We start from the raw sequence: 20,279 nt of genomic DNA on the forward strand, positions 1-20,279 counted from the left end.
GCAGCCGGGCCCGGACCGCAGAGAGGCCCCGCCTGTCACGTCCAGGCGGGGGCCTCCCCTTCATCCGCCTGCCAGGTGAAGGGTGAGAAGACGATCACGAGGCAGGACGTTCGGCGGCCCCGGCCGGGGCCCCGGATCAGGGGGCGAGCAGCAGCACGTCCGCGCGCTCCTTGGCGGCGGCGTAGCGCTTGGCCACGTCCTGCCAGTTGACGACGGCCCACATCGCCTCGATGAAGTCGACCTTCTGGTTCTTGTACTGGAGGTAGAAGGCGTGCTCCCAGGCGTCGAAGACCAGGATCGGGGTGGAGCCCTGGCCCACGTTGCCCTGGTGGTCGTAGACCTGCTCCACGATCAGCTTGCCGCTGACCGGCTCGTACGCGAGGACGCCCCAGCCGGAGCCCTGCGTGGTGGCCGCGGCCTTCGTCAGCTGGGACTTGAAGCCCGCGAAGGAGCCGAACGACTCGGTGATCGCGTCCGCGAGGTCGCCGACACCGTCCGCGGCCAGCGGCTCGCCGCCGCCGTCACCGGTCATGTTGTGCCAGTAGATCGAGTGCAGGATGTGGCCGGAGAGGTGGAAGGCGAGGTTCTTCTGGAGGCCGTTGATCGCTCCCCACGCCTCCTTGTCCCGCGCCTCCTCCAGCTGCTCCAGGGTGTCGTTGGCGCCCTTCACGTACGCGGCGTGGTGCTTGTCGTGGTGGAGCTCGATGATCTGCGGATTGATGACCGGTTCGAGCGCGGCGTAGTCGTACGGGAGTTCCGGGAGCGTGTACGTGGCCATTGGTTTCGAACCCTCCAACTGCTGACAAGTTGTTATTGCAACCTCTATGCAACAGCAGGCTAACAGCAGGAACGCGAAACACCGGGTCAGCCCTTCGGCTTAGGACCCGGTGTTTCGTGCGGTTCTACGGGGTTGCGGCTCAGACTCCGGCGCGCCGGCGCCGGCGTACGGCCCCGATCGCCGCCAGGGCCACCGTCAGCGCACCCGACGCCAGCAGCTGGTCGCGGGTCGAGGGCTGGCGGAGCATCAGCACGAAGATGCCGGCCATGGCGAGCAGCGCCACCACCGTCAGCCCCGGGAACAGCCACATCCGCACCACCAGCTTCTCGGGCGCCTCGCGCTCCAGGCGTGCGCGCAGGATCAGCTGGGAGACGGCGATGAAGATCCAGACGACCAGGATCACCGCACCGGTCATGTTCAGCAGCCAGGGGAAGACGTCGTCCGGCCGCCAGTAGCTCAGCAGCACGCACAGGAAGCCGAAGACGGACGAGACCAGGACCGCGGTGCGCGGCACCCCGCCGGAGACCCGGCCCAGCCGCTTCGGGCCCTGGCCGCGCGCCACCAGCGAGCAGGCCATGCGCGAGGCGCCGTAGATGTTGGCGTTCATCGCGGAGAGCAGGGCGACCAGGATGACGACGTTCATGATCTGCGCCGCCTGCCCGATGCCGAGGTGGTCGAGCGCCGCGTAGAACGGCCCCACCTCCACCACCTTCGGGTCGTCCCAGGGCACCAGCGTGACGACGACCGCCATCGAGCCCACGTAGAACAGCGCGATCCGCCACATCGCCGTCCGCACGGCCTTCGCGACCCCGCGCACCGGGTCCTCGGACTCCGCGGCGGCGATGGTGACCGTCTCCAGACCGCCGTACGCGAAGACGGAGGCGAGCAGCCCGATGACCAGGCCGTCCGGGCCGTTCGGCAGGAAGCCGCCCTCGCCGCTGAGGTTGGCGGTGCCCGGCGCGTCCGTACCCGGCAGCACGCCCAGGACCGCCAGCACGCCGAGCACCAGGAACAGCGTGATCGCGGTGACCTTGAGCGCGGCGAACCAGAACTCGAACTCGCCGAACTTCGTCACGGAGGCCAGGTTCGTGCCCAGGAACACCACCATGAACAGCGCCACCCAGGCCCACTCCGGGGTCCCGGGCAGCCAGCCGGTCACGATCTTGGCCGCGCCGATCCCCTCCAGGCCCACGGCCGTGCAGAGCAGCACCCAGAACGCCCAGCCCGCCGTGAAACCGGCCCATGGCCCGATCGCCCGCTCGGCGTGCACCGAGAACGAGCCGGACGCCGGATGGGCCGCCGACATCTCGCCGAGCATCCGCATCACGAGCATCACCAGCAGCCCCGAGACGGCGTACGCGATGACGATCGAGGGGCCCGCGGCGGCGATGCCCGCGCCGGAGCCGACGAAGAGCCCGGCGCCGATGACACCGCCCAGGGCGATCATCGAGAGATGGCGCTGCTTCAGGCCGTGCGACAGGGACGGTTCGGGGCCGGTGTCCGGCGCGGTGGCCGGGGAGCCGGTGGGGGAGGGCGCGGAGGTCCGGGACATGGACGGGCTCTGTTCGGTCGGTGAGACGGGGGACGTCCGACCAGTCTGGACATGTGATCCGCTCGCCGGTAACCGCCGTCCGCTATACGGTCACCGGGTCCACACCGGGCGCGCACGCGGCGGCGGACGGTGGGGCACCGTCACGTACCGCGCTTTTAGAGGGAGTTCACAGTCCCGCTTCCGCGCGCCTTCCCGACCGGTCCCGGACGCATCCCCGCTCACCTCCGTGACAAGCATCACGCTCCGCGATGATTGCGCCGCCTTCCTTGTGCGAACCCCACCAACGCCCCGATCACCGCTTTGTGGGCCGCTGACGGTGATCGGGCACGGCCCGGTCCGATAGCGTCACGGGCAGTCCCTCTCCACCCTCACCTCCGCGGAGTCCCCGATGAGCACTGCTGCCGCCCCCGCCCGCACCGGAGCGGTCCTCGCCGACCTGCTCCCCGCCGCCCGGCACCGCTACGCCGTGGACACCGCCCTCGTCCTCGGCGGCGCCGCGCTCACCGGCATAGCCGCCCAGATCGCCGTGCCGGTCCCGGGCTCCCCGGTCCCCGTCACCGGCCAGACCTTCGCGGCCCTCCTCGTCGGCACCGCGCTCGGCGCCCGCCGCGGCTTCCTCTCCCTCGCCGTGTACGCCCTCGTCGGCATGGCGGGCATGCCGTGGTTCTCGGCCGGCAGCTCCGGCGCGGGCGGCGCCTCCTTCGGCTACGTCCTCGGCATGCTGCTCGCCGCCACCGTCGTCGGCGGCCTCGCCCGGCGCGGCGGCGACCGCTCGGTGCTGCGCACGGCCGGGACGATGGTCCTCGGATCGGCGATCATCTACGCGGTCGGCGTGCCGTACCTGGCCCTGTCCACCGGCATGTCGGCGAGCGCGGCCATCGCCGCGGGCCTGACGCCGTTCCTGCTCGGCGACGCGCTGAAGGCGGCGCTGGCCATGGGCGCGCTGCCCGCCTCCTGGAAGCTCCTGGGCCGCCGGGGCTGACCTCGTACGACCGTTCGGAGGCCCGCCGACCGCACCGCGGAACGGCGGGCCTCCGCGCGTCTGCCCGGCACCGGGCACACCACACCCTTCGTCGGCGCCCCCGCCCCGCACATGCCACACTCCTCCCATGCGCGTGTACCTCGGATCCGACCATGCCGGTTACGAACTCAAGAACCACCTCGTCGAGTGGCTCAAGGCCCAGGGCCACGAGGCCGTCGACTGCGGTCCCCACATCTACGACGCCCAGGACGACTACCCGCCGTTCTGCCTCCGCGCCGCCGAGAAGACGGCCGCCGACCCGGACAGCCTCGGCATCGTGATCGGCGGCTCCGGCAACGGCGAGCAGATCGCCGCCAACAAGGTGAAGGGCGTCCGCGCCGCACTGGCCTGGAGCGAGCAGACCGCCGCGCTCGGCCGCGAGCACAACGACGCCAACGTGATCTCCATCGGCGGCCGGATGCACACGGTCGAGGAGTCCACCAAGTTCGTGGAGATCTTCCTCTCCACCCCGTACTCCGGCGAGGAGCGGCACACCCGCCGCATCGACATGCTCACGGCGTACGAGAACACCGGCGAGCTCCCCCCGATCCCGGCCCACCACCCGCAGCAGGGCTGACCCCGCTCCTGTGCCGCCGGTCCGTCCGGCGGCACAGCCATGTCCGGCCCCCCGCACCACCCAGGAGACCCGCCACCGTGCCCGAGGGACACACGATCCACCGCCTCGCCGACGACCACCGCGAGCGCTTCGCCGGCCGGCCGGTGCGGGTGAGCAGCCCGCAGGGCAAGTTCTCCGACAGCGCCGCCCTGCTCGACGGCCACGTCCTGGACACCGCCGACGCCCACGGCAAGCACCTCTTCCTCGGCTTCGGCGACACCGGCTGGGTCCACATCCACCTCGGCCTCTTCGGCAAGCTGGGCTTCGGTACGGTGCCGGCCCCGCCGCCCACCGACACCGTCCGGCTGCGCCTGGTCAACGACGCGCACCACGCGGACCTGCGCGGCCCGACCACCTGCGCCCTGATCACGGACGCCGAGAAGCGCGCGATACACGACCGCCTCGGCCCCGACCCGCTGCGCGCCGGCGAGGACGGCGAACGCGCCTGGCAGCGGATCTCCCGCAGCCGGATCACCGTCGCCGCCCTGCTGATGGACCAGAAGGTCATCGCGGGCGTCGGCAACGTCTACCGCGCCGAGGTGCTGTTCCGGCACGGCATCGACCCGTACCGGGCGGGCAAGGACCTCACCCGGCGCGAATGGGACGCGATCTGGGCGGACCTGCGGGAGCTGATGCGCGAGGGTGTACGGAACAACCGGATCGACACCGTCCGCCCCGACCACCTGCCCGAGGCGATGGGCCGCCCGCCCCGCGTCGACGACCACGGCGGCGAGGTCTACGTCTACCGGCGCGCCCGCCAGGGCTGCCACATCTGCGGCACCGAGATCCGCACCGCCGACCTGGCCGCCCGCAACCTCTTCTGGTGTCCCGGCTGCCAGTCCGCGTAATCCGCACGGTCTACCCATCAGTACGGCACCGGTCGGGCCGATTTCGAACACATTGTCACGGGGTCCCCCTGCACCGGAGGCCGTCGGGTGGATAAGGTCCCCGCAATGGCCCGACGCGCAGGAGCAGAGACGTACCCGGCCCGATGGCGGAAATCGGCGCACCGGGTCTACACCTCGCTGCGCCGGTCCGGGGTCGACTACTTCCGCGGCGACGGCTCCGACTGGATCGCCCTGGCCGGCCTCTTCCTCGTCATCCCGGTCATCACCTGCCTCACCCTGGTCGACCCGGTCTGGTGCGCGCCCACCATGCTCGTCCTGCCGATCGTCGCGGGGGGCCTGCTGCTGCGCCCCGCCAGCCTCCTCGGCCTGTACGCGGGGGTCGCCGTGGCCCTCATCGTGGAGTCGATGCGGCTCGGCCCCTACCAGGACGGCCCGGCCGGGGTCACCCCCGGCACCGTGCTCACGGTCGCCGCCTGCGGGTTCTTCGGGCTGATCCTCGCCCAGTTCCGCGCCCGGGTCGGGGTGCCCTGGCGGCGCGGCGGCACCATGCTCTTCGACCTGCGCGAACGCATCCGCGTCCAGAGCTCGCTGCCCCGCCTCCCGCAGGGCTGGCACCGCGAGATGGCCCTGCGCCCGGCCGGCGGGCAGTCCTTCTCCGGCGACTTCGTCGTCGCGGCCCGCACCCACGGCGGCCGCACCCTGGAAGCCGTCCTGACCGACGTCTCCGGCAAGGGCATGGACGCCGGCTCCCGCGCCCTCCTGCTGTCCGGCGCCTTCGGCGGGCTCCTCGGCTCACTGCCCCCGCACGGCTTCCTGCCCGCCGCCAACGGCTATCTGCTGCGCCAGGACTGGGACGAGGGCTTCGCCACCTCGATCCACCTGGTCCTCGACCTGGAGACCGGCGACTACGAACTCCTCTCGGCGGGCCACCCGCCGGCCCTCCAGCTCCACGCCGGCAGCGGCCAGTGGGAGGAGAAGGCGGCGGAGGGCCCGCTGCTCGGGGTGTACGACGGCGCCGAGTTCGACGCGGTCAAGGGCCATCTCGCCCCCGGTGACGTGCTGATGCTGTTCACCGACGGACTGGTGGAGGCGTCCGACCGGGACATCGCGGAGGGCATCGACCGGCTCACCGGCGAGGCCGACCGCTATGTCAGCACCGGCTTCGAGGGCGCCGCCTGGCATCTGATCGAGGCGTGCGCCAAGGACGTCAACGACGACCGGGCCCTGCTGCTCCTGTCACGGAAGTCCTGAACCGGCGCCGACCGGTTCGGGGAGTGCCGGTTCCGGCCTGCCCGGCAGGAAGCGGGCCAGCCAGTGGGAGCGCCCGGCCGCCAGCGGGGCGAGGACCGCGAGGAGCAGCACGTAGCCCGCGATGAACGGGGAGAGCCGTTCGTCGAGACCGGCGCCCGCCGCCATCGTGGCGAGGATCAGGGCGAACTCGCCGCGCGCCACCAGGGTGGTCGAGATGTTCGCGGTGGCCTGCGGGCCGAAGCCGTACACCCGGGCGGCGGCGATCCCGGCGCACACGTTCATCGCGAGGGTGACCGCGACGGCGGCCAGCACCGGCCAGAGCACGACCGGCAGGTCGCCCGGGTCGATGGAGAGCCCGAAGGCGAAGAAGAAGATCGCGCCGAACGCGTCGCGCAGCGGGTGCACCAGCTTGAGGATGCGCTCGCCCGACGACGTACTGCCGAGCATCAGCCCGACCATGAAGGCGCCGATCGCGTCCGCGACGCCGAACCACTCCGAGATCCCGGCCACCAGGACGGCGGCGCCGAGGAACGAGATCACCAGCAGCTCGTCGTCCTTGGTCCGGATCAGCTTGCCGACGACCCGGGTGCCGAAGCGGGCGGCCAGGGCGAGGAGCAGCAGGAAGCCGAACGCCTTGCCGCCGTCGGTCACCGCCGCGGCGAGACTGTCGGCGCCGGACAGGATGGGCTGGAGGGCCGCCAGATACAGGGCGAGGAAGACGTCCTCCACGACGATGATGCCGAGGATGGGCCGGGTCTCCGGATTGCCGATCCGCCCGAGGTCCACCAGCACCTTGGTGACGATGGCCGACGAGGAGATCCCGAGCACCCCGGCGAGGACCAGCGCCTCCGAGGTGCCCCAGCCGAGCGCGAAGCCGAAGCCGAGCCCGGCGCCGACGTTCAGGGCGAGATAGGTGCCCCCGGCGACCGCCATCTTGCGGCCGCCCGCCTTGAGGTCGTCCAGATGGAATTCCAGGCCCAGGTAGAAGAGGAGCAGCACCAGGCCGAGCGCGGAGAGCATCTCCAGGTCGTGCGGGTCGGCGACGAGGACGATGCCGGGGGTGTGCGGGCCGAGCAGGATTCCGGCCAGGATGAACAGGGGGATCGTGGGCAGTCCGATGCGGCGGCCCGCGCGGGCGAGAACCGCGGCGGCGAGGAAGGCGCCGCCCATGGCGATGAGCGTGTCTGCGTGTCCGATGAGCCCGGCCTTTCGAAGAGTCAAGAGATCGTCAAGGAATGGTCATCGGTTAGTTTACCGAACGATTGACGTTGCAACTCTCCGGACCGGTGTACGGGGGTGCGCCTAGAGTCCTTGCCATGACCGCATCACACGCTCGGCTGACCCTCGCCGAGGTCGAGGCCCTGGCCCGCGAGGCCCACGCCGCCCAGCGGGACAAGGCCGGCCGCCCGTATGTGGAACACCTCGCGGCCGTCGCGGAGGGCGTACGGAGCAGGGGCGGCAGCGACGAGCAGATCGCCGCGGCCTGGCTGCACGACGCCGTGGAGGACGACGCGCTGTCGGCCGAGTGGCTGGCCGGGGCCGCGCTGCCGCAGGCGGTCAAGGACATGGTGCTCGCCGTCACCAAGCGGGCGGGGGACGGGCCGGAGGCGTACACCCGGCGCATCCTGGCCACCCCCGGCGCCCTGCTGGTCAAGGAGGCGGACCTCGCCCACAACGCCGACCCGGCCCGCCTCGCGGTGCTGCAGCCGGCCACCCGTACCCGGCTGACCGCGAAGTATGCGCGGGTACGGGAGCTGCTGGGGCTCACTGCACCGAACACGCCCCCGGAGCGACAGGATTGAGCCAACACCGCCCGCCGGCGCCGCCCGCCAACACCGCCCGATGACACGACGAAGCCCGGCCACCGGGGCCGGGCTTCGTGAAGGGTGCGGAGAGGTCAGATCCTGGCGGCGTCCCGGCGGAACGCCCAGTTCATGTCCGGCTCGGTCACGCAGCGCAGGACGCGCCGCACGGGCGGCGTGCACAGCAGGGTGACGGCGGTGGAGGCGACCACGGTCACGATCACCAGGCCCGCCGGGCCGACCAGCCAGTCGTGGTCGTCGAAGATCCCCGCGTAGTCGGCGCCCTTCACCAGGAAGCCGTGCAGCAGGTAGCCGCAGATGGTGCCGGCGCCGAGCACCGTGAACCACATGTGGCGGCGCGGGACGAGCGCGAGGAACCCGGCCGTCAGCAGCACCGCGCAGCCGAACATCGCCAGGGTCATCACCGCGCCCGACCACCACGGCGCCCCCATGTCCTGGGCGCTGGAGTCCCGCAGGAACCAGCCGAGCTGCATCCGGGGCGCCGCCCAGTACGCGAAGACCAGCGCGCCCGCGAAGAGCGGCAGCGCGAACAGCCGGGCCTCGCGGCGGCGGACCAGCTCGAAGTGCTCGGGCTTCAGCTGGAGTCCGAGCACGAAGAACGGCAGGAACTGAAGGACGCGCGGCAGATCGAGGTCGTCCCCGATGCTGGGCGCGAGCGAGGCGAGAACGGCGATCACGAGCGAAACGGCCAGCGGATGGCGGAGGTTGCGCCAGATCGGGGTGGTGAGCCGCCAGATGAACAGGGCGGCCAGGAACCAGGTCAGGTACCAGGGCTCCAGCAGGCTGACGGCCGCGTCCGGCTGGTCGTTCGCGTACCGCCGGAACAGCGAGTACGCCGTCTCGAACACCACGTACGGCACGGCGACACCGGTGACGAGCCGCTTCACCTTCTTGGGGCTCAGGTCGAACGACCGTGAGAAATAGCCCGAGATGAGGATGAACGCGGGCATGTGGAACGTGTAGACCACCATGTACAGCGCCCGCGCGGTCCGGCTCCCGTCCATGACCGGGACCCAGGAGTGCGCCACCGCGACGAGCACGATGGCGAGGTACTTGGCGTTGTCGAAGAAGGCGTCACGCTGCTTGGCCCCGCCGCTCGGAGCGGGCCGTTCCGCTGCCGGTGAGGGGGCCTCCCGGGTCGCCGTCGGCGCAGCGTGTCTGGGCTCCGCCTCCTCGGTCGCCGGGGGGAGTGTGGCCCTCTGCATTGCGTTCGGAGCGTGGAACATCTCAGGCACCCTAGACGTCTCGATTGCCATCCGTAAAACCGCCGTTGAATAGCGCGTCTTCCCTGCATATCAAATGGCAAACCAACGGAATGTGCCCGTTATGGCCTGTTTAATCCCGATCAAATGGGGCAATCCATCAGGCAGTTGACCGAAGTGAATTACCTCGCGTTCGGCGTCGAATTCCCCTGTGAATGAAGTGTGTGGATACGGAAACGATCACCGTCGCACATTCCCGGAGATCATGCGGCCCCACCGGTGCGGACCCGGTCCGCCCGGCCGGGCGCACAGGGGGCGCAAGGGGCGCAGGATGGCGCGATATCGACAGGTCGATACGTCACCCGGCAACACCCCGGCGGGAGTTGGTGGCACGATGGGGGGCGACGGAGGGTGCAGGGCCGCACATCTCCGGGCCGGCAAGGCGGACCGACCGAGGGTGTGAGCAGTCGTGGCCATTTCGCTGTCTGTGGTGCTTCTGTTGGGGATCGTCCTGGTCGTCATGATCCGGAGCGGTTCCATCAAGGCAGGTCCCGCGATCGTCGCGGCGCTCTTCGGCTTCTTCCTGGCGCCGACGGGCATGGGACCGTCGATCAACCGGTTCATGCACTCGATCATCGACTCCATAGGCCAGATCAACTTCTGAGCCGCCCGGACACGACGCGAAGGGCCCGGTCCACTGGACCGGGCCCTTCGGCGGTTGGAGCGGGCGACGGGAATCGAACCCGCGTAGCTAGTTTGGAAGACTAGGGCTCTACCATTGAGCTACGCCCGCATGCACGGCGCCGCAGGTCACACGGACCGCGGCACGACAAGCATCGTAGCGGGTCGCGGACGCTGTCCGCACACCCCTTGGCGACCCGCCCCGACGACCTGCCGAAAGCGGCCGGTGCGATGTCCCACTGCATGTACCCTACGTGTCGCACCGACGGGGTGTGGCGCAGCTTGGTAGCGCGTCCGCTTTGGGAGCGGAAGGTCGTCGGTTCGAATCCGGCCACCCCGACCACCGGCAAGATCGCGCGGACAAGATCGCGTTGCGGGAGTTCTCCCCCTTGCCGTTACTATGCAAAATGCGTGCCCGTGTGTCTGATGTACCGGGCTCGGTCCGCGAAGCCGCCACCCCGTGCGGCGGAGCAGAACCCCAAGAAGTCAGCCACCAAGGAGACCGAACCGTGAAGAGCGCCGTGGAGACCCTGAACCCGACCCGGGTTCGGCTCAGCATCGAGGTGCCCTTCGAGGAGCTCAAGGACAGCCTCGACGCGGCGTACAAGAAGATCAACCAGCAGGTCACGGTGAAGGGGTTCCGCAAGGGCAAGATCCCCAGCCGGGTCATCGACCAGCGGTTCGGCCGTGGTGCTGTGCTGGAGGAGGCCGTCAACGACGCGCTCCCGAAGTTCTACACCGAGGCCGTCAACGAGGGTGAGCTGAACGTCCTCGGCCAGCCCGAGGTCGACATCACGGAGCTGAAGGACGGCGAGATCCTGGCCTTCACCGCCGAGGTGGACGTGCGCCCCGAGATCGAGATCCCGGACTACTCCGGCATCGAGGTCACCGTCGACGCCATCGACGTCACCGACGAGGAGGTCGAGAAGGCCGTCGAGCAGCTGCGCGGCCGCTTCGCCTCCACCAACCCGGTCGAGCGCGCCGCCGCCGAGGGCGACGTCGTCACGATCGACCTGGAGGCCAAGGTCGACGGCGAGGTGCTGGAGGACGGCGTGGCCGAGGGTGTCTCGTACACCATCGGTTCCGGCGAGCTCCTCGAGGGCATCGACGAGGCCGTGACCGGCCTGGAGGCCGGTGGCGAGGCCACCTTCACCTCGCAGCTGAAGGGCGGCTCCGCCGAGGGCAAGGACGCCGAGGTCACCGTCAAGGTCACCGCCGTCGCCGCCCGTGAGCTTCCCGAGCTGGACGACGACTTCGCCCAGATGGCCAGCGAGTTCGACACGCTGGAGGAGCTGAAGGCCGACAGCCGCAAGCGCCTGGAGAACACCAAGCAGTACGACCAGGCCACCCAGGCCCAGGAGCGCGTCCTGGAGGAGCTGCTGAAGCTCGCCGAGGTCCCGATCCCGGAGAAGCTGCTCGCGGACGAGGTCCAGACCCGCAAGCACAACCTGGAGCACCACCAGCTCGGTCAGATGGGGCTCACCCTCGACAAGTACCTGGAGATCCAGGGCAAGACCGCCGAGGAGTTCGAGGCCGAGACCTCCGAGCAGGCCGTCAAGGGCATCAAGACCCAGTTCATCCTGGACGAGCTCGTCAACAAGGAGAAGCTGAACGTCAACCAGGAGGAGCTGACCGAGCACCTCATGCGGCGTGCGGCCTCCTCCGGCATGAGCCCCGACCAGTTCGCCCAGGCCGTCGTCGAGGGCGGCCAGGTGCCGATGCTCGTCGGCGAGGTCGCCCGCGGCAAGGCGCTCGCCGTCGTGGTCGAGGCCGCCAAGGTCGTCGACACCAACGGCGAGGTCGTCGAGCTGGAGGACGACGAGGACGCGGCGGAGGAGACCACGGAGGCCGAGGCCACCGAGGCCGCCGCCGACTCCGAGGAGAAGACCGGGGCCTGAGCCTCGCGCTGACCCCGTACGACGGGCTCCGGACGCCACCGCGTCCGGAGCCCGTCGTCGTACCGGCGGACGTTTCGCCACAACCCTTGTGCCAGCTGCGGACCTTGCGCTCCCAGCGAACAGTCGCGGAAGCGGGATGGCGTTGTTCCACCTGCGCGTTAGGGTCCATGAAGAGGAAGGGTCGGGTAGTCCCGGCCCACCCGGTACGAAGACGCTGAGACGGCCGGAGCCGTCAGAGACGAGCAGGTGGATACGTGACGAATCTGATGCCCTACGCCGCCGGAGAGCCGTCCCTCGGTGGTGGCCTCGGTGACCAGGTCTACAGCCGGCTGCTCGGCGAGCGCATCATCTTCCTCGGCCAGCAGGTGGACGATGACATCGCCAACAAGATCACCGCGCAGCTGCTCCTCCTTGCGGCCGAGCCGGACAAGGACATCTACCTCTACATCAACAGCCCCGGCGGTTCGGTGACGGCCGGCATGGCGGTCTACGACACCATGCAGTACATCCCGAACGACGTCGTCACCATCGGTATGGGCATGGCGGCCTCGATGGGCCAGTTCCTGCTCACCGGCGGCACCGCCGGCAAGCGCTTCGCGCTCCCGAACACCGACATCCTCATGCACCAGGGATCGGCCGGCATCGGCGGTACGGCCTCGGACATCAAGATCCAGGCCCAGTACCTGCTGCGCACCAAGCAGCGCATGGCGGAGATCACCGCCCGCCACTCCGGCCAGACCGTGGAGACGATCATCCGCGACGGCGACCGCGACCGCTGGTACACCGCGGAGGAGGCCAAGGAGTACGGCCTCATTGACGAGATCATCTCGATCGCGTCGGGCGTTCCGGGCGGCGGCGGCACCGGCGCCTGATCCGGACCCCCGGACAGCGCCCGTACCGCACCGCATCTCTCGTACGCCGAGACACCCAGCCACAGAACGCCACCAGGATGGTGAACACCCACATGAACAACTTCCCCGGCGCCTCCGCGAGCGGCCTCTACACGGGCCCGCAGGTGGACAACCGCTACATCGTCCCGCGCTTCGTGGAGCGCACCTCGCAGGGCGTGCGCGAGTACGACCCGTACGCGAAGCTCTTCGAGGAGCGCGTGATCTTCCTCGGCGTGCAGATCGACGACGCGTCCGCCAACGACGTCATGGCGCAGCTGCTGTGCCTGGAGTCGATGGACCCGGACCGGGACATCTCCATCTACATCAACAGCCCCGGCGGCTCGTTCACCGCGCTCACCGCGATCTACGACACGATGCAGTTCGTGAAGCCGGACATCCAGACGGTCTGCATGGGCCAGGCGGCCTCCGCCGCCGCGGTCCTGCTCGCCGCCGGCACCCCGGGCAAGCGCATGGCGCTGCCGAACGCCCGGGTGCTGATCCACCAGCCGTCCTCGCAGACCGGCCGTGAGCAGCTCTCCGACCTGGAGATCGCGGCCAACGAGATCCTGCGCATGCGGACCCAGCTGGAGGAGCTGCTCGCCAAGCACTCCACCACGCCGATCGAGAAGATCCGCGACGACATCGAGCGCGACAAGATCCTCACCGCCGAGGACTCCCTGGCCTACGGCCTTGTCGACCAGATCGTGTCGACCCGCAAGAGCGCGGCCGGCGCGCTCGCCTGACGTGCGTCGTCACCCCTTGGCGCGGTTGCGGCACCCGGCTCCGGCCGTGTGAACCGTGCCAAGGGGGGCCCGAATGGGGGCCAGGCAAGGTACCGTCGGATAGAGGCACAGGAGCCGCTGAACCAGGCGTCTCCCAGGCGAAGGGGAAGCACCTCGTGGCACGCATCGGTGATGGCGGCGACCTGCTCAAGTGCTCGTTCTGCGGAAAGAGCCAGAAGCAGGTGAAGAAGCTCATCGCGGGTCCCGGTGTGTACATCTGCGACGAGTGCATCGATCTCTGCAACGAGATCATCGAGGAGGAGCTCGCCGAGACGAGCGAGGTCCGCTGGGAAGAGCTTCCCAAGCCCCGTGAGATCTACGAGTTCCTCGAGGGGTACGTCGTCGGGCAGGAGCCCGCGAAGAAGGCCCTCTCGGTCGCTGTGTACAACCACTACAAGCGGGTCCAGGCCGGCGAGAACGGCGGCGGGGCGGGCCGCGACGACGCGATCGAGCTCGCCAAGTCCAACATCCTGCTGCTGGGCCCCACGGGCTCCGGCAAGACGCTGCTCGCGCAGACGCTGGCCCGCATGCTCAACGTCCCGTTCGCCATCGCGGACGCGACGGCGCTGACGGAGGCCGGCTATGTCGGCGAGGACGTCGAGAACATCCTGCTGAAGCTGATCCAGGCCGCCGACTACGACGTCAAGAAGGCCGAGACCGGGATCATCTACATCGACGAGATCGACAAGGTCGCCCGCAAGAGCGAGAACCCGTCGATCACGCGTGACGTCTCCGGCGAGGGCGTCCAGCAGGCCCTGCTGAAGATCCTGGAGGGCACCACCGCCTCCGTGCCGCCGCAGGGCGGCCGCAAGCACCCGCACCAGGAGTTCATCCAGATCGACACGACGAACGTCCTGTTCATCGTGGGCGGCGCCTTCTCCGGCCTGGAGAAGATCATCGAATCCCGGGCCGGCGCCAAGGGCATCGGCTTCGGCGCCACGATCCGCTCCAAGCGGGAGATCCAGGCCAGCGACCAGTTCCAGGAGGTCATGCCGGAGGACCTGGTGAAGTTCGGGATGATCCCGGAGTTCATCGGCCGCCTCCCCGTGCTGACCTCGGTCCACAACCTGGACCGCGAGGCCCTGCTCCAGATCCTCATCGAGCCGCGCAACGCCCTGGTCAAGCAGTACCAGCGGCTGTTCGAACTCGACGGCGTGGAGCTGGACTTCGAGCGCGAGGCGCTGGAGGCCATCGCCGACCAGGCGATCCTGCGCCAGACCGGCGCGCGCGGCCTGCGCGCGATCATGGAGGAGGTCCTCCAGTCGGTGATGTACGAGGTCCCGTCCCGCAAGGACGTCGCCCGCGTGGTCATCACCGCCGACGTGGTCCGCAACAACGTCAACCCGACGCTGGTCCCGCGCGAGCCGCGCACGATCGGCAAGGGCGACGAGGGCCGCCACGAGAAGTCCGCGTAACGCGGTGCGGTAGACGCACGTACGCGAAGGGGCGCCCGGCCGGAGGAACCGGCGGGGCGCCCCTTCGCGCTGCCGCGGGTCAGAGCTTGGTGCGGGAGCTGTTGTAGAGCTTGGCGGCGAGGTCGGCGACATCCTCGGTCGGCATGCTCTTGTTGGTCATGGCCGCGCCGAGGTCGACGGCGAAGACGATGCCGACGGTGCTGTAGTCCGTCCAGATGCAGACGGGGGTGTTGAACTCCTTCGGGCCCTGCTGCACCGAGCCGTCGGACTTCTTGTTGACCGACTTGATGACCTGGCACTTCATCAGGGCGCCGTCGAAGCCCTCGGGGGAGAAGCTCTCGGGCGAGCCGACGAGGGAGGTCTCGCTGTCGTCCTCGCCCTGGTCCTTGCTCATCTCCTCCTTGGCGCTCGCGAAGGCCGCGTCCAGCGTCTTCTCCGGGTCGTCGACCTGGCCCCAGACGCCCTTCAGCATGAGCATCTTCGCGGTGAGCGGGTTCTTCTCGATGTCCCCGCTGCCGTAGACGGCGCTGGCCTCGACGGGCGACTTGACGCCCATCGCCTCGGTCTCGGTCTTGTCCTTGCCGGTCAGCGGACCGGTCTTGTTGTCCGAGTCGGTCTTGTCCTGCTTGTACTCGCCCACCGACTCCGGGGGCGTCAGCTTGTAGCCCTTGGTGGAGGACGCGACGGAGCTGCTGCCGCCGCCCGAGGTGAAGTAGTAGACGCCGCCCGCGACGACCGCCAGTGCCACGACCGCCGACGCCACGATCAGGCCCGTCTTCTTCTTCTGCGGGGCCGGCGGCGGGAAGCCCGGCTGCTGCCCGTAGGCCGGCTGGCCGCCGTACGGCGGGGTGGGCGGCTGCTGGCCGTACGGGCCGGGCTGCTGCGCCTGCGGGTAGCCGTAACCCGGCTGGGGCTGCTGCTGGGGCGGGACGCCCTGGGGGGCCTGCTGCGGGTAGCCGTAGCCGGGCTGCCCCTGCGGCTGGCCCTGCGGCGGACCGCCGTAGGGGCCCGGCTGCTGGCCGTACGGTCCGGGCTGGCCCTGCGGCGGCTGGCCACCGTACGGACCCGGCTGGTTGTAGCTCATCTGCGGTGTCCCCTGTTCGTGATACTTACGCGTTGCGAACATCCTGACGGAAGGCCCGCGCGCGCGGACCACCGGGAGGCACACCGTTACGGAACAAACCGGTTTCGGGGCACTCCTGTGACGGCTCTAAACTGTCCGCGTGACCGAGAACCCAGCGCAGCAGCCAGCCAGCAACCCCGAACTGCCGACCCAGTACACACCGGCCGAGGTAGAGGGGAAGCTGTACGAGCGCTGGGTAGAACGCGGGTACTTCGAGGCGGACGCCAAGAGCGACAAGCCGCCGTTCACGATCGTCATCCCGCCGCCCAACGTCACCGGCTCCCTCCACCTGGGCCACGCCTTCGAGCACACGCTGATCGACGCCCTCGTCCGCCGCAAGCGCATGCAGGGCTTCGAGGCGCTGTACCAGCCGGGCATGGACCACGCCGGCATCGCCACCCAGAACAAGGTCGAGCAGCAGCTCGCCGAAGAGGGCAAGTCCCGGCACGACATCGGCCGTGAGGCCTTCGTCGCCAAGAGCTGGCAGTGGAAGGAGGAGTACGGCGGCCGGATCCTCGCCAGCTGCGACGCCTCGGTGCCGGTCTGGACTGGTCGCGCGAGCGCTTCACCATGGACGAGGGCCTGTCCGGGGCGGTTCAGACGATCTTCAAGAACCTGTACGACGACGGGCTGATCTACCGCGCCGAGCGCATCATCAACTGGTGCCCGCGCTGTCTGATGGCGATCTCCGACATCGAGGTCGACTACTAGGACGACGCAGGGGCTCGACCGCTTCGAGGCCCGGTCCGCCATGACGAGCACGGCAAGAAGATGTCGAAGTCCTTCGGCAACGTCGTCAACCCGCTGGACTGGATGGACAAGTACGGCTCCGACGCGCTGCGCTTCACGCTCGCGCGCGGCGCCAACCCGGGCACCGACGTCCCGATCGGCGAGGACTGGGTCCAGGGCTCCGCCAAGTTCTCCAACAAGATCTGGAACGCGACCCGCTTCGCCCTGATGAACGGGGCGACGATCGAGGGCGAGCTGCCGTCCGCCGACGAGATGTCGGTCACCGACCGCTGGATCCTCTCCCGCCTGAACAAGACGGTCGCGGAAGTCGACGCGTACTACGAGGACTTCCAGTTCTCCAAGCTCAGCGAGGCGCTGCGGCACTTCGCCTGGGACGAGGTCTTCGACTGGTACGTCGAGCTGTCCAAGACCACGTTCTTCGGCGGCGGCCGCCCGGCCGAGGTCTCCGGCCGGGTCCTGGGCGAGGTCCTCGACGTGATGCTGCGCCTGCTGCACCCCGTCGTCCCCTTCGTCACCGACACCCTGTGGACCGCGCTCACCGGCCGCGAGTCGGTCGTCATCGCGGACTGGCCCAAGGACTCCGGCTTCCGCGACGACGCCGCCGAGCAGGAGATCGAGCTCGTCCAGCAGGTCGTCACCGAGGTCCGCCGCTTCCGCTCCGACCAGGGCCTCCAGCCCGGCCAGAAGGTCCCGGCCGAGCTGACCCTGACCGGCACGCCGCTCGCCCCGCACGAGACGGCCATGCGGCAGCTGCTCCGGCTCCAGCCGGCCGGGGACGGCTTCCACGCCACCGCCTCGCTGCCCGTCGCCGGGGCGACCGTCGCGCTGGACCTGTCGGGCACGATCGACGTGGACGCCGAGCGCAAGCGGCTGACGAAGGACCTGGAGGCGGCCCGCAAGGAGAAGGCCCAGGCCGAGGGCAAGCTCGGCAACGAGGCGTTCCTCGCCAAGGCCCCGGACAACGTGGTCGACAAGATCCGCGGTCGGCTCACCAAGGCCGAGGCCGACATCGAGCGGATCGGCGGCCAGCTGGCGGCCCTGCCGCAGAGCTGAGCGGCCACCCGGAGCCCCCGTACCCCTCACCCGAGGGGCGCGGGGGCTCCGGCGTGTCCGGCCCCCGGGCGGCTGCGCGCGATGTCCGCGGCCATCCGTAGACTGGGGCCCGTGAGTGAGCCCCGCCCCGACCGGCCCGACGCGTCCGACCCCGACGACACCTTCGCGGAGATCGTGGACGAAGCGACCCAGCGCGACCCCGACCTGGCGGTGATCGAGGCCGGCAGCCGCACGCTGCGCGCCGCCTCCGGGCCGCCCCGCGCCGAGGAGCTGCCCGCCCGCCCCGCCGACCCCGAGGTCGACAAGGCGCTGCGCGCGGTGGAGCAGGAGCTCGCGGGCCGCTGGGGCGAGACCAAGCTGGAGCCGTCCGTCACGCGGATCGCCGCCCTGATGGACGTGCTCGGCGAGCCGCAGCGCGCGTACCCCTCGATCCACATCACCGGCACCAACGGCAAGACGAGCACCGCCCGCATGATCGAGGCCCTGCTCGGCGCCTTCGACCTGCGCACCGGGCGCTACACCTCGCCGCACGTCCAGTCGATCACCGAGCGGATCAGCCTGGACGGCGCCCCGGTGGACCCGGAGCGGTTCATCTCCACGTACGAGGACGTCAAGCCGTACGTCGAGATGGTCGACGCCCAGCAGCCCTACCGGCTCTCCTTCTTCGAGGTGCTGACCGGCATGGCGTACGCGGCCTTCGCCGACGCGCCCGTCGACGTCGCCGTGGTCGAGGTCGGCATGGGCGGCACCTGGGACGCGACCAACGTGATCGACGCCTCGGTCGCCGTCGTCACCCCCATCTCGCTGGACCACACCGACCGCCTGGGCAACACGCCGGGCGAGATCGCGACCGAGAAGTCCGGGATCATCAAGCAGGGCGCCACGGTCATCCTGGCCCAGCAGCCCGTCGACGCCGCCCAGGTCATGCTGAAGAAGGCCGTCGAGGTCGACGCCACCGTGGCCCGCGAGGGCATGGAGTTCGGCGTGGTCTCCCGGGAGATCGCGGTCGGCGGCCAGCTGCTGACCCTGCGCGGCCTCGGCGGCGAGTACGACAACATCTTCCTTCCGCTGTACGGCGCCCACCAGGCGCACAACGCGGTGGTGGCGCTCTGCGCCGTCGAGGCGTTCTTCGGCGTCGGCGCCGAGCAGCCCGGCGCGCTGGACGCCGACATCGTGCGCGCCGCGTTCGCCTCGGTTATCTCGCCCGGCCGCCTCGAAGTCGTCCGCTCCAGCCCGACCGTCGTCCTGGACGCCGCGCACAACCCGGCGGGCGCCCGCGCCACGGCCGAGGGCCTGTCCGAGGCGTTCGGCTTCTCCCGGCTGATCGGGGTGGTCGGCGCCAGCGGCGACAAGGACGTGCGGGGGCTCCTGGAAGCCTTCGAGCCGATCTTCGCCGAGGTCGTCGTCACCCAGAACTCCACCGAGCGCGCCATGGACGCCGACGCCCTCGCGGCCGTCGCCGTCGAGGTCTTCGGCCACGACCGGGTGCAGGTCGAACCCCGGCTCGACGACGCGCTGGAGGCGGCGATCACCCTCGCCGAGGAAGAGGACGAGTACGCGGGCGCCGGTGTCCTGGTGACCGGTTCCGTGATCACGGTCGGCGAGGCCCGGCTGCTCCTGGGAAGGCGCTGACCATGCGCATGCTCTGTGCGTCCACCCTGATCGGCGAGTTCTTCGTGATCGGGTTCGCCGGACTCGTCGCGATGAAGTCCGACGACCTGTCGAACGCCACGGTCTGGACGGTGTGCGGCATCGGGATGCTCCTCTCCGTGCTGCTCTGCGGCATGCTCACCCGGCCGGGCGGCGTCCAGCTCGGCTGGGCCCTCCAGGTCGCGCTGGTCGCGAGCGGCTTCGTGATCCCGGTGATGTTCATCCTGGGCGTCGCCTTCGGCGCGCTGTGGTGGGCCTCGGTGCACTACGGGCGCCGGATCGACGAGGTGAAGGCCCGCTGGGCGGCCCAGGCCGAGGCGGAGACCCCCGCGGCGGGCTGACCGCCCCACCACGGCAAACCCGGCGGCGGGCGACGCGCCGGGCCCCTGTAATGTCGCCTCACCGCACCCGTATGCCTGCAAGGAGCCGCACATGACCCAGCGCACCCTCGTTCTTCTCAAGCCCGACGCCGTCCGTCGCGGTCTGGTCGGCGAGATCGTCGGCCGCATCGAGCGCAAGGCCGACTGGAAGATCACGGCGCTGGAGCTGCGTACCCTGGACCGCGCCACGCTGGAGCAGCACTACGCCGAGCACGTCGGCCGCCCCTTCTACGAGCCGCTGGTCGAGTTCATGCAGTCGGGTCCGATCGTCGCCCTGGTGGCCGAAGGGGAGCGGGTCATCGAGGGCGTCCGCGCCCTGGCCGGCCCCACCGACCCGATCGCCGCCGCGCCCGGCTCGATCCGCGGTGACTTCGGCACGATCACCCGGGAGAACCTCATCCACGCCTCGGACTCCGAGGAGTCCGCGGAGCGGGAAATGAAGCTGTTCTTCCCCGGACTTTCCTGAGCCGGGATCAGCCGAACAGCGCTCGCGACCTGGGGCGACCGAATTAATTCGGTCGCCCTTCGGCATAGGGTGTCCGATCGCGGGAACGCATCGTCCCGAC

Annotated in this window: 18 protein-coding genes, 2 tRNA genes and 1 pseudogene; 15 read left to right on the forward strand and 6 right to left on the reverse strand. The window is 70.1% G+C overall.

The window, feature by feature from the left end; genetic code table 11:
- Positions 1-136 precede the first annotated feature (136 nt).
- Together NEH16_RS21310 and NEH16_RS21315 are read right to left on the reverse strand one after the other, a co-directional pair.
- Positions 137-778 (reverse strand): superoxide dismutase, encoded by a 642-nt coding sequence (locus NEH16_RS21310; protein WP_073965192.1) that lies wholly within the window; start codon positions 776-778, stop codon positions 137-139.
- 139 nt (positions 779-917) lie between these two features.
- A complete protein-coding gene (locus tag NEH16_RS21315) occupies positions 918-2,330 on the reverse strand; it encodes an amino acid permease (protein WP_265544384.1) in 1,413 nt (470 codons plus the stop codon).
- 388 nt (positions 2,331-2,718) lie between these two features.
- On the opposite strand from NEH16_RS21315, the gene NEH16_RS21320 reads away from it, so the two are divergent.
- From NEH16_RS21320 to NEH16_RS21335, 4 genes are all read left to right on the forward strand, one after another.
- A complete protein-coding gene (locus NEH16_RS21320; protein ID WP_073965194.1) occupies positions 2,719-3,312 on the forward strand; it encodes a biotin transporter BioY in 594 nt (197 codons plus the stop codon).
- 127 nt (positions 3,313-3,439) lie between these two features.
- Positions 3,440-3,928, forward strand: a complete 489-nt coding sequence (locus NEH16_RS21325) for a ribose-5-phosphate isomerase (protein WP_018103175.1) — start codon at positions 3,440-3,442, stop codon at positions 3,926-3,928.
- 77 nt (positions 3,929-4,005) lie between these two features.
- Entirely contained in the window at positions 4,006-4,815 is an 810-nt protein-coding gene (locus NEH16_RS21330; protein WP_265544386.1) for an Fpg/Nei family DNA glycosylase, read from the forward strand.
- Between the two features lie 105 nt (positions 4,816-4,920).
- On the forward strand, positions 4,921-6,066 hold the full coding sequence (locus NEH16_RS21335) for a PP2C family protein-serine/threonine phosphatase (protein WP_073965196.1): 1,146 nt from the start codon (positions 4,921-4,923) through the stop codon (positions 6,064-6,066).
- Here the strand turns inward: NEH16_RS21335 and NEH16_RS21340 are convergent.
- Positions 6,052-7,236: a cation:proton antiporter gene (locus NEH16_RS21340; protein WP_265547300.1), complete on the reverse strand. Its 1,185-nt coding sequence runs from the start codon at positions 7,234-7,236 to the stop codon at positions 6,052-6,054. The two genes, NEH16_RS21335 and NEH16_RS21340, sit on opposite strands and share 15 nt — an antisense overlap.
- A 146-nt stretch (positions 7,237-7,382) precedes the next feature.
- On the opposite strand from NEH16_RS21340, the gene NEH16_RS21345 reads away from it, so the two are divergent.
- A complete protein-coding gene (locus NEH16_RS21345; protein ID WP_265544388.1) occupies positions 7,383-7,868 on the forward strand; it encodes an HD domain-containing protein in 486 nt (161 codons plus the stop codon).
- A gap of 95 nt (positions 7,869-7,963) precedes the next feature.
- Here NEH16_RS21345 and NEH16_RS21350 read toward each other — a convergent pair whose 3' ends face one another.
- A complete protein-coding gene (locus NEH16_RS21350; protein ID WP_265544389.1) occupies positions 7,964-9,115 on the reverse strand; it encodes an acyltransferase family protein in 1,152 nt (383 codons plus the stop codon).
- A gap of 445 nt (positions 9,116-9,560) precedes the next feature.
- Here NEH16_RS21350 and NEH16_RS21355 point away from each other — a divergent pair, with 445 nt between their 5' ends.
- Positions 9,561-9,755 carry a hypothetical protein gene (locus tag NEH16_RS21355; RefSeq protein WP_073965200.1) on the forward strand — a complete coding sequence of 65 codons (195 nt, stop codon included), beginning with the start codon at positions 9,561-9,563 and terminating at the stop codon, positions 9,753-9,755.
- 55 nt (positions 9,756-9,810) lie between these two features.
- On the opposite strand, the gene NEH16_RS21360 is transcribed toward NEH16_RS21355, so the two are convergent.
- Positions 9,811-9,884, reverse strand: a tRNA-Gly gene (locus NEH16_RS21360).
- Positions 9,885-10,038: 154 nt separating this feature from the next.
- On the opposite strand from NEH16_RS21360, the gene NEH16_RS21365 reads away from it, so the two are divergent.
- The 5 genes from NEH16_RS21365 (at position 10,039) to clpX (ending at position 14,757) form a co-directional block, all read left to right on the forward strand.
- Positions 10,039-10,115, forward strand: a tRNA-Pro gene (locus NEH16_RS21365).
- A 166-nt stretch (positions 10,116-10,281) separates the two neighbouring features.
- On the forward strand, positions 10,282-11,670 hold the full coding sequence (gene tig / locus NEH16_RS21370) for a trigger factor (RefSeq protein ID WP_073965201.1): 1,389 nt from the start codon (positions 10,282-10,284) through the stop codon (positions 11,668-11,670).
- 266 nt (positions 11,671-11,936) lie between these two features.
- Positions 11,937-12,542: an ATP-dependent Clp protease proteolytic subunit gene (locus NEH16_RS21375; RefSeq protein WP_018103183.1), complete on the forward strand. Its 606-nt coding sequence runs from the start codon at positions 11,937-11,939 to the stop codon at positions 12,540-12,542.
- A gap of 77 nt (positions 12,543-12,619) precedes the next feature.
- A complete protein-coding gene (locus NEH16_RS21380) occupies positions 12,620-13,303 on the forward strand; it encodes an ATP-dependent Clp protease proteolytic subunit (RefSeq protein ID WP_018518168.1) in 684 nt (227 codons plus the stop codon).
- 155 nt (positions 13,304-13,458) lie between these two features.
- On the forward strand, positions 13,459-14,757 hold the full coding sequence (clpX, locus tag NEH16_RS21385; RefSeq protein WP_018103185.1) for an ATP-dependent Clp protease ATP-binding subunit ClpX: 1,299 nt from the start codon (positions 13,459-13,461) through the stop codon (positions 14,755-14,757).
- A gap of 79 nt (positions 14,758-14,836) precedes the next feature.
- On the opposite strand, the gene NEH16_RS21390 is transcribed toward clpX, so the two are convergent.
- Entirely contained in the window at positions 14,837-15,841 is a 1,005-nt protein-coding gene (locus tag NEH16_RS21390; RefSeq protein WP_265544393.1) for a hypothetical protein, read from the reverse strand.
- A 139-nt stretch (positions 15,842-15,980) separates the two neighbouring features.
- Here NEH16_RS21390 and NEH16_RS21395 point away from each other — a divergent pair.
- From NEH16_RS21395 to ndk, 4 genes and pseudogenes are all read left to right on the forward strand, one after another.
- Positions 15,981-17,683 (forward strand): annotated as a pseudogene (locus tag NEH16_RS21395) (class I tRNA ligase family protein).
- Positions 17,684-17,794: 111 nt separating this feature from the next.
- The gene (gene folC, locus NEH16_RS21400) at positions 17,795-19,315 is read left to right on the forward strand and encodes a bifunctional tetrahydrofolate synthase/dihydrofolate synthase (protein WP_073965204.1); all 1,521 of its coding nucleotides are present in this window, start codon (positions 17,795-17,797) and stop codon (positions 19,313-19,315) included.
- A gap of 2 nt (positions 19,316-19,317) precedes the next feature.
- The gene (locus NEH16_RS21405; protein WP_073965205.1) at positions 19,318-19,674 is read left to right on the forward strand and encodes a DUF4233 domain-containing protein; all 357 of its coding nucleotides are present in this window, start codon (positions 19,318-19,320) and stop codon (positions 19,672-19,674) included.
- A gap of 91 nt (positions 19,675-19,765) precedes the next feature.
- Positions 19,766-20,179, forward strand: a complete 414-nt coding sequence (ndk, locus tag NEH16_RS21410) for a nucleoside-diphosphate kinase (RefSeq protein WP_073965206.1) — start codon at positions 19,766-19,768, stop codon at positions 20,177-20,179.
- Positions 20,180-20,279 lie beyond the last annotated feature (100 nt).

It is taken from the genome of Streptomyces drozdowiczii, from assembly GCF_026167665.1.
GTDB classification, from domain to species: Bacteria; Actinomycetota; Actinomycetes; order Streptomycetales; family Streptomycetaceae; genus Streptomyces; species Streptomyces drozdowiczii_A.

Coding starts and splice junctions, on each gene's coding strand:
- NEH16_RS21390 (WP_265544393.1), bottom strand. CDS start 15,841: ATGAGCTACAACCAGCCGGGTCCGTACGGTGGCCAGCCGCCGCAGGGC.
- NEH16_RS21315 (WP_265544384.1), bottom strand. CDS start 2,330: ATGTCCCGGACCTCCGCGCCCTCCCCCACCGGCTCCCCGGCCACCGCG.
- NEH16_RS21320 (WP_073965194.1), top strand. CDS start 2,719: ATGAGCACTGCTGCCGCCCCCGCCCGCACCGGAGCGGTCCTCGCCGAC.
- NEH16_RS21375 (WP_018103183.1), top strand. CDS start 11,937: ATGCCCTACGCCGCCGGAGAGCCGTCCCTCGGTGGTGGCCTCGGTGAC.
- NEH16_RS21335 (WP_073965196.1), top strand. CDS start 4,921: ATGGCCCGACGCGCAGGAGCAGAGACGTACCCGGCCCGATGGCGGAAA.
- ndk (WP_073965206.1), top strand. CDS start 19,766: ATGACCCAGCGCACCCTCGTTCTTCTCAAGCCCGACGCCGTCCGTCGC.
- NEH16_RS21380 (WP_018518168.1), top strand. CDS start 12,620: ATGGTGAACACCCACATGAACAACTTCCCCGGCGCCTCCGCGAGCGGC.
- NEH16_RS21340 (WP_265547300.1), bottom strand. CDS start 7,236: ATGGGCGGCGCCTTCCTCGCCGCCGCGGTTCTCGCCCGCGCGGGCCGC.
- NEH16_RS21310 (WP_073965192.1), bottom strand. CDS start 778: ATGGCCACGTACACGCTCCCGGAACTCCCGTACGACTACGCCGCGCTC.
- NEH16_RS21345 (WP_265544388.1), top strand. CDS start 7,383: ATGACCGCATCACACGCTCGGCTGACCCTCGCCGAGGTCGAGGCCCTG.
- NEH16_RS21405 (WP_073965205.1), top strand. CDS start 19,318: ATGCGCATGCTCTGTGCGTCCACCCTGATCGGCGAGTTCTTCGTGATC.
- NEH16_RS21325 (WP_018103175.1), top strand. CDS start 3,440: ATGCGCGTGTACCTCGGATCCGACCATGCCGGTTACGAACTCAAGAAC.
- NEH16_RS21350 (WP_265544389.1), bottom strand. CDS start 9,115: ATGTTCCACGCTCCGAACGCAATGCAGAGGGCCACACTCCCCCCGGCG.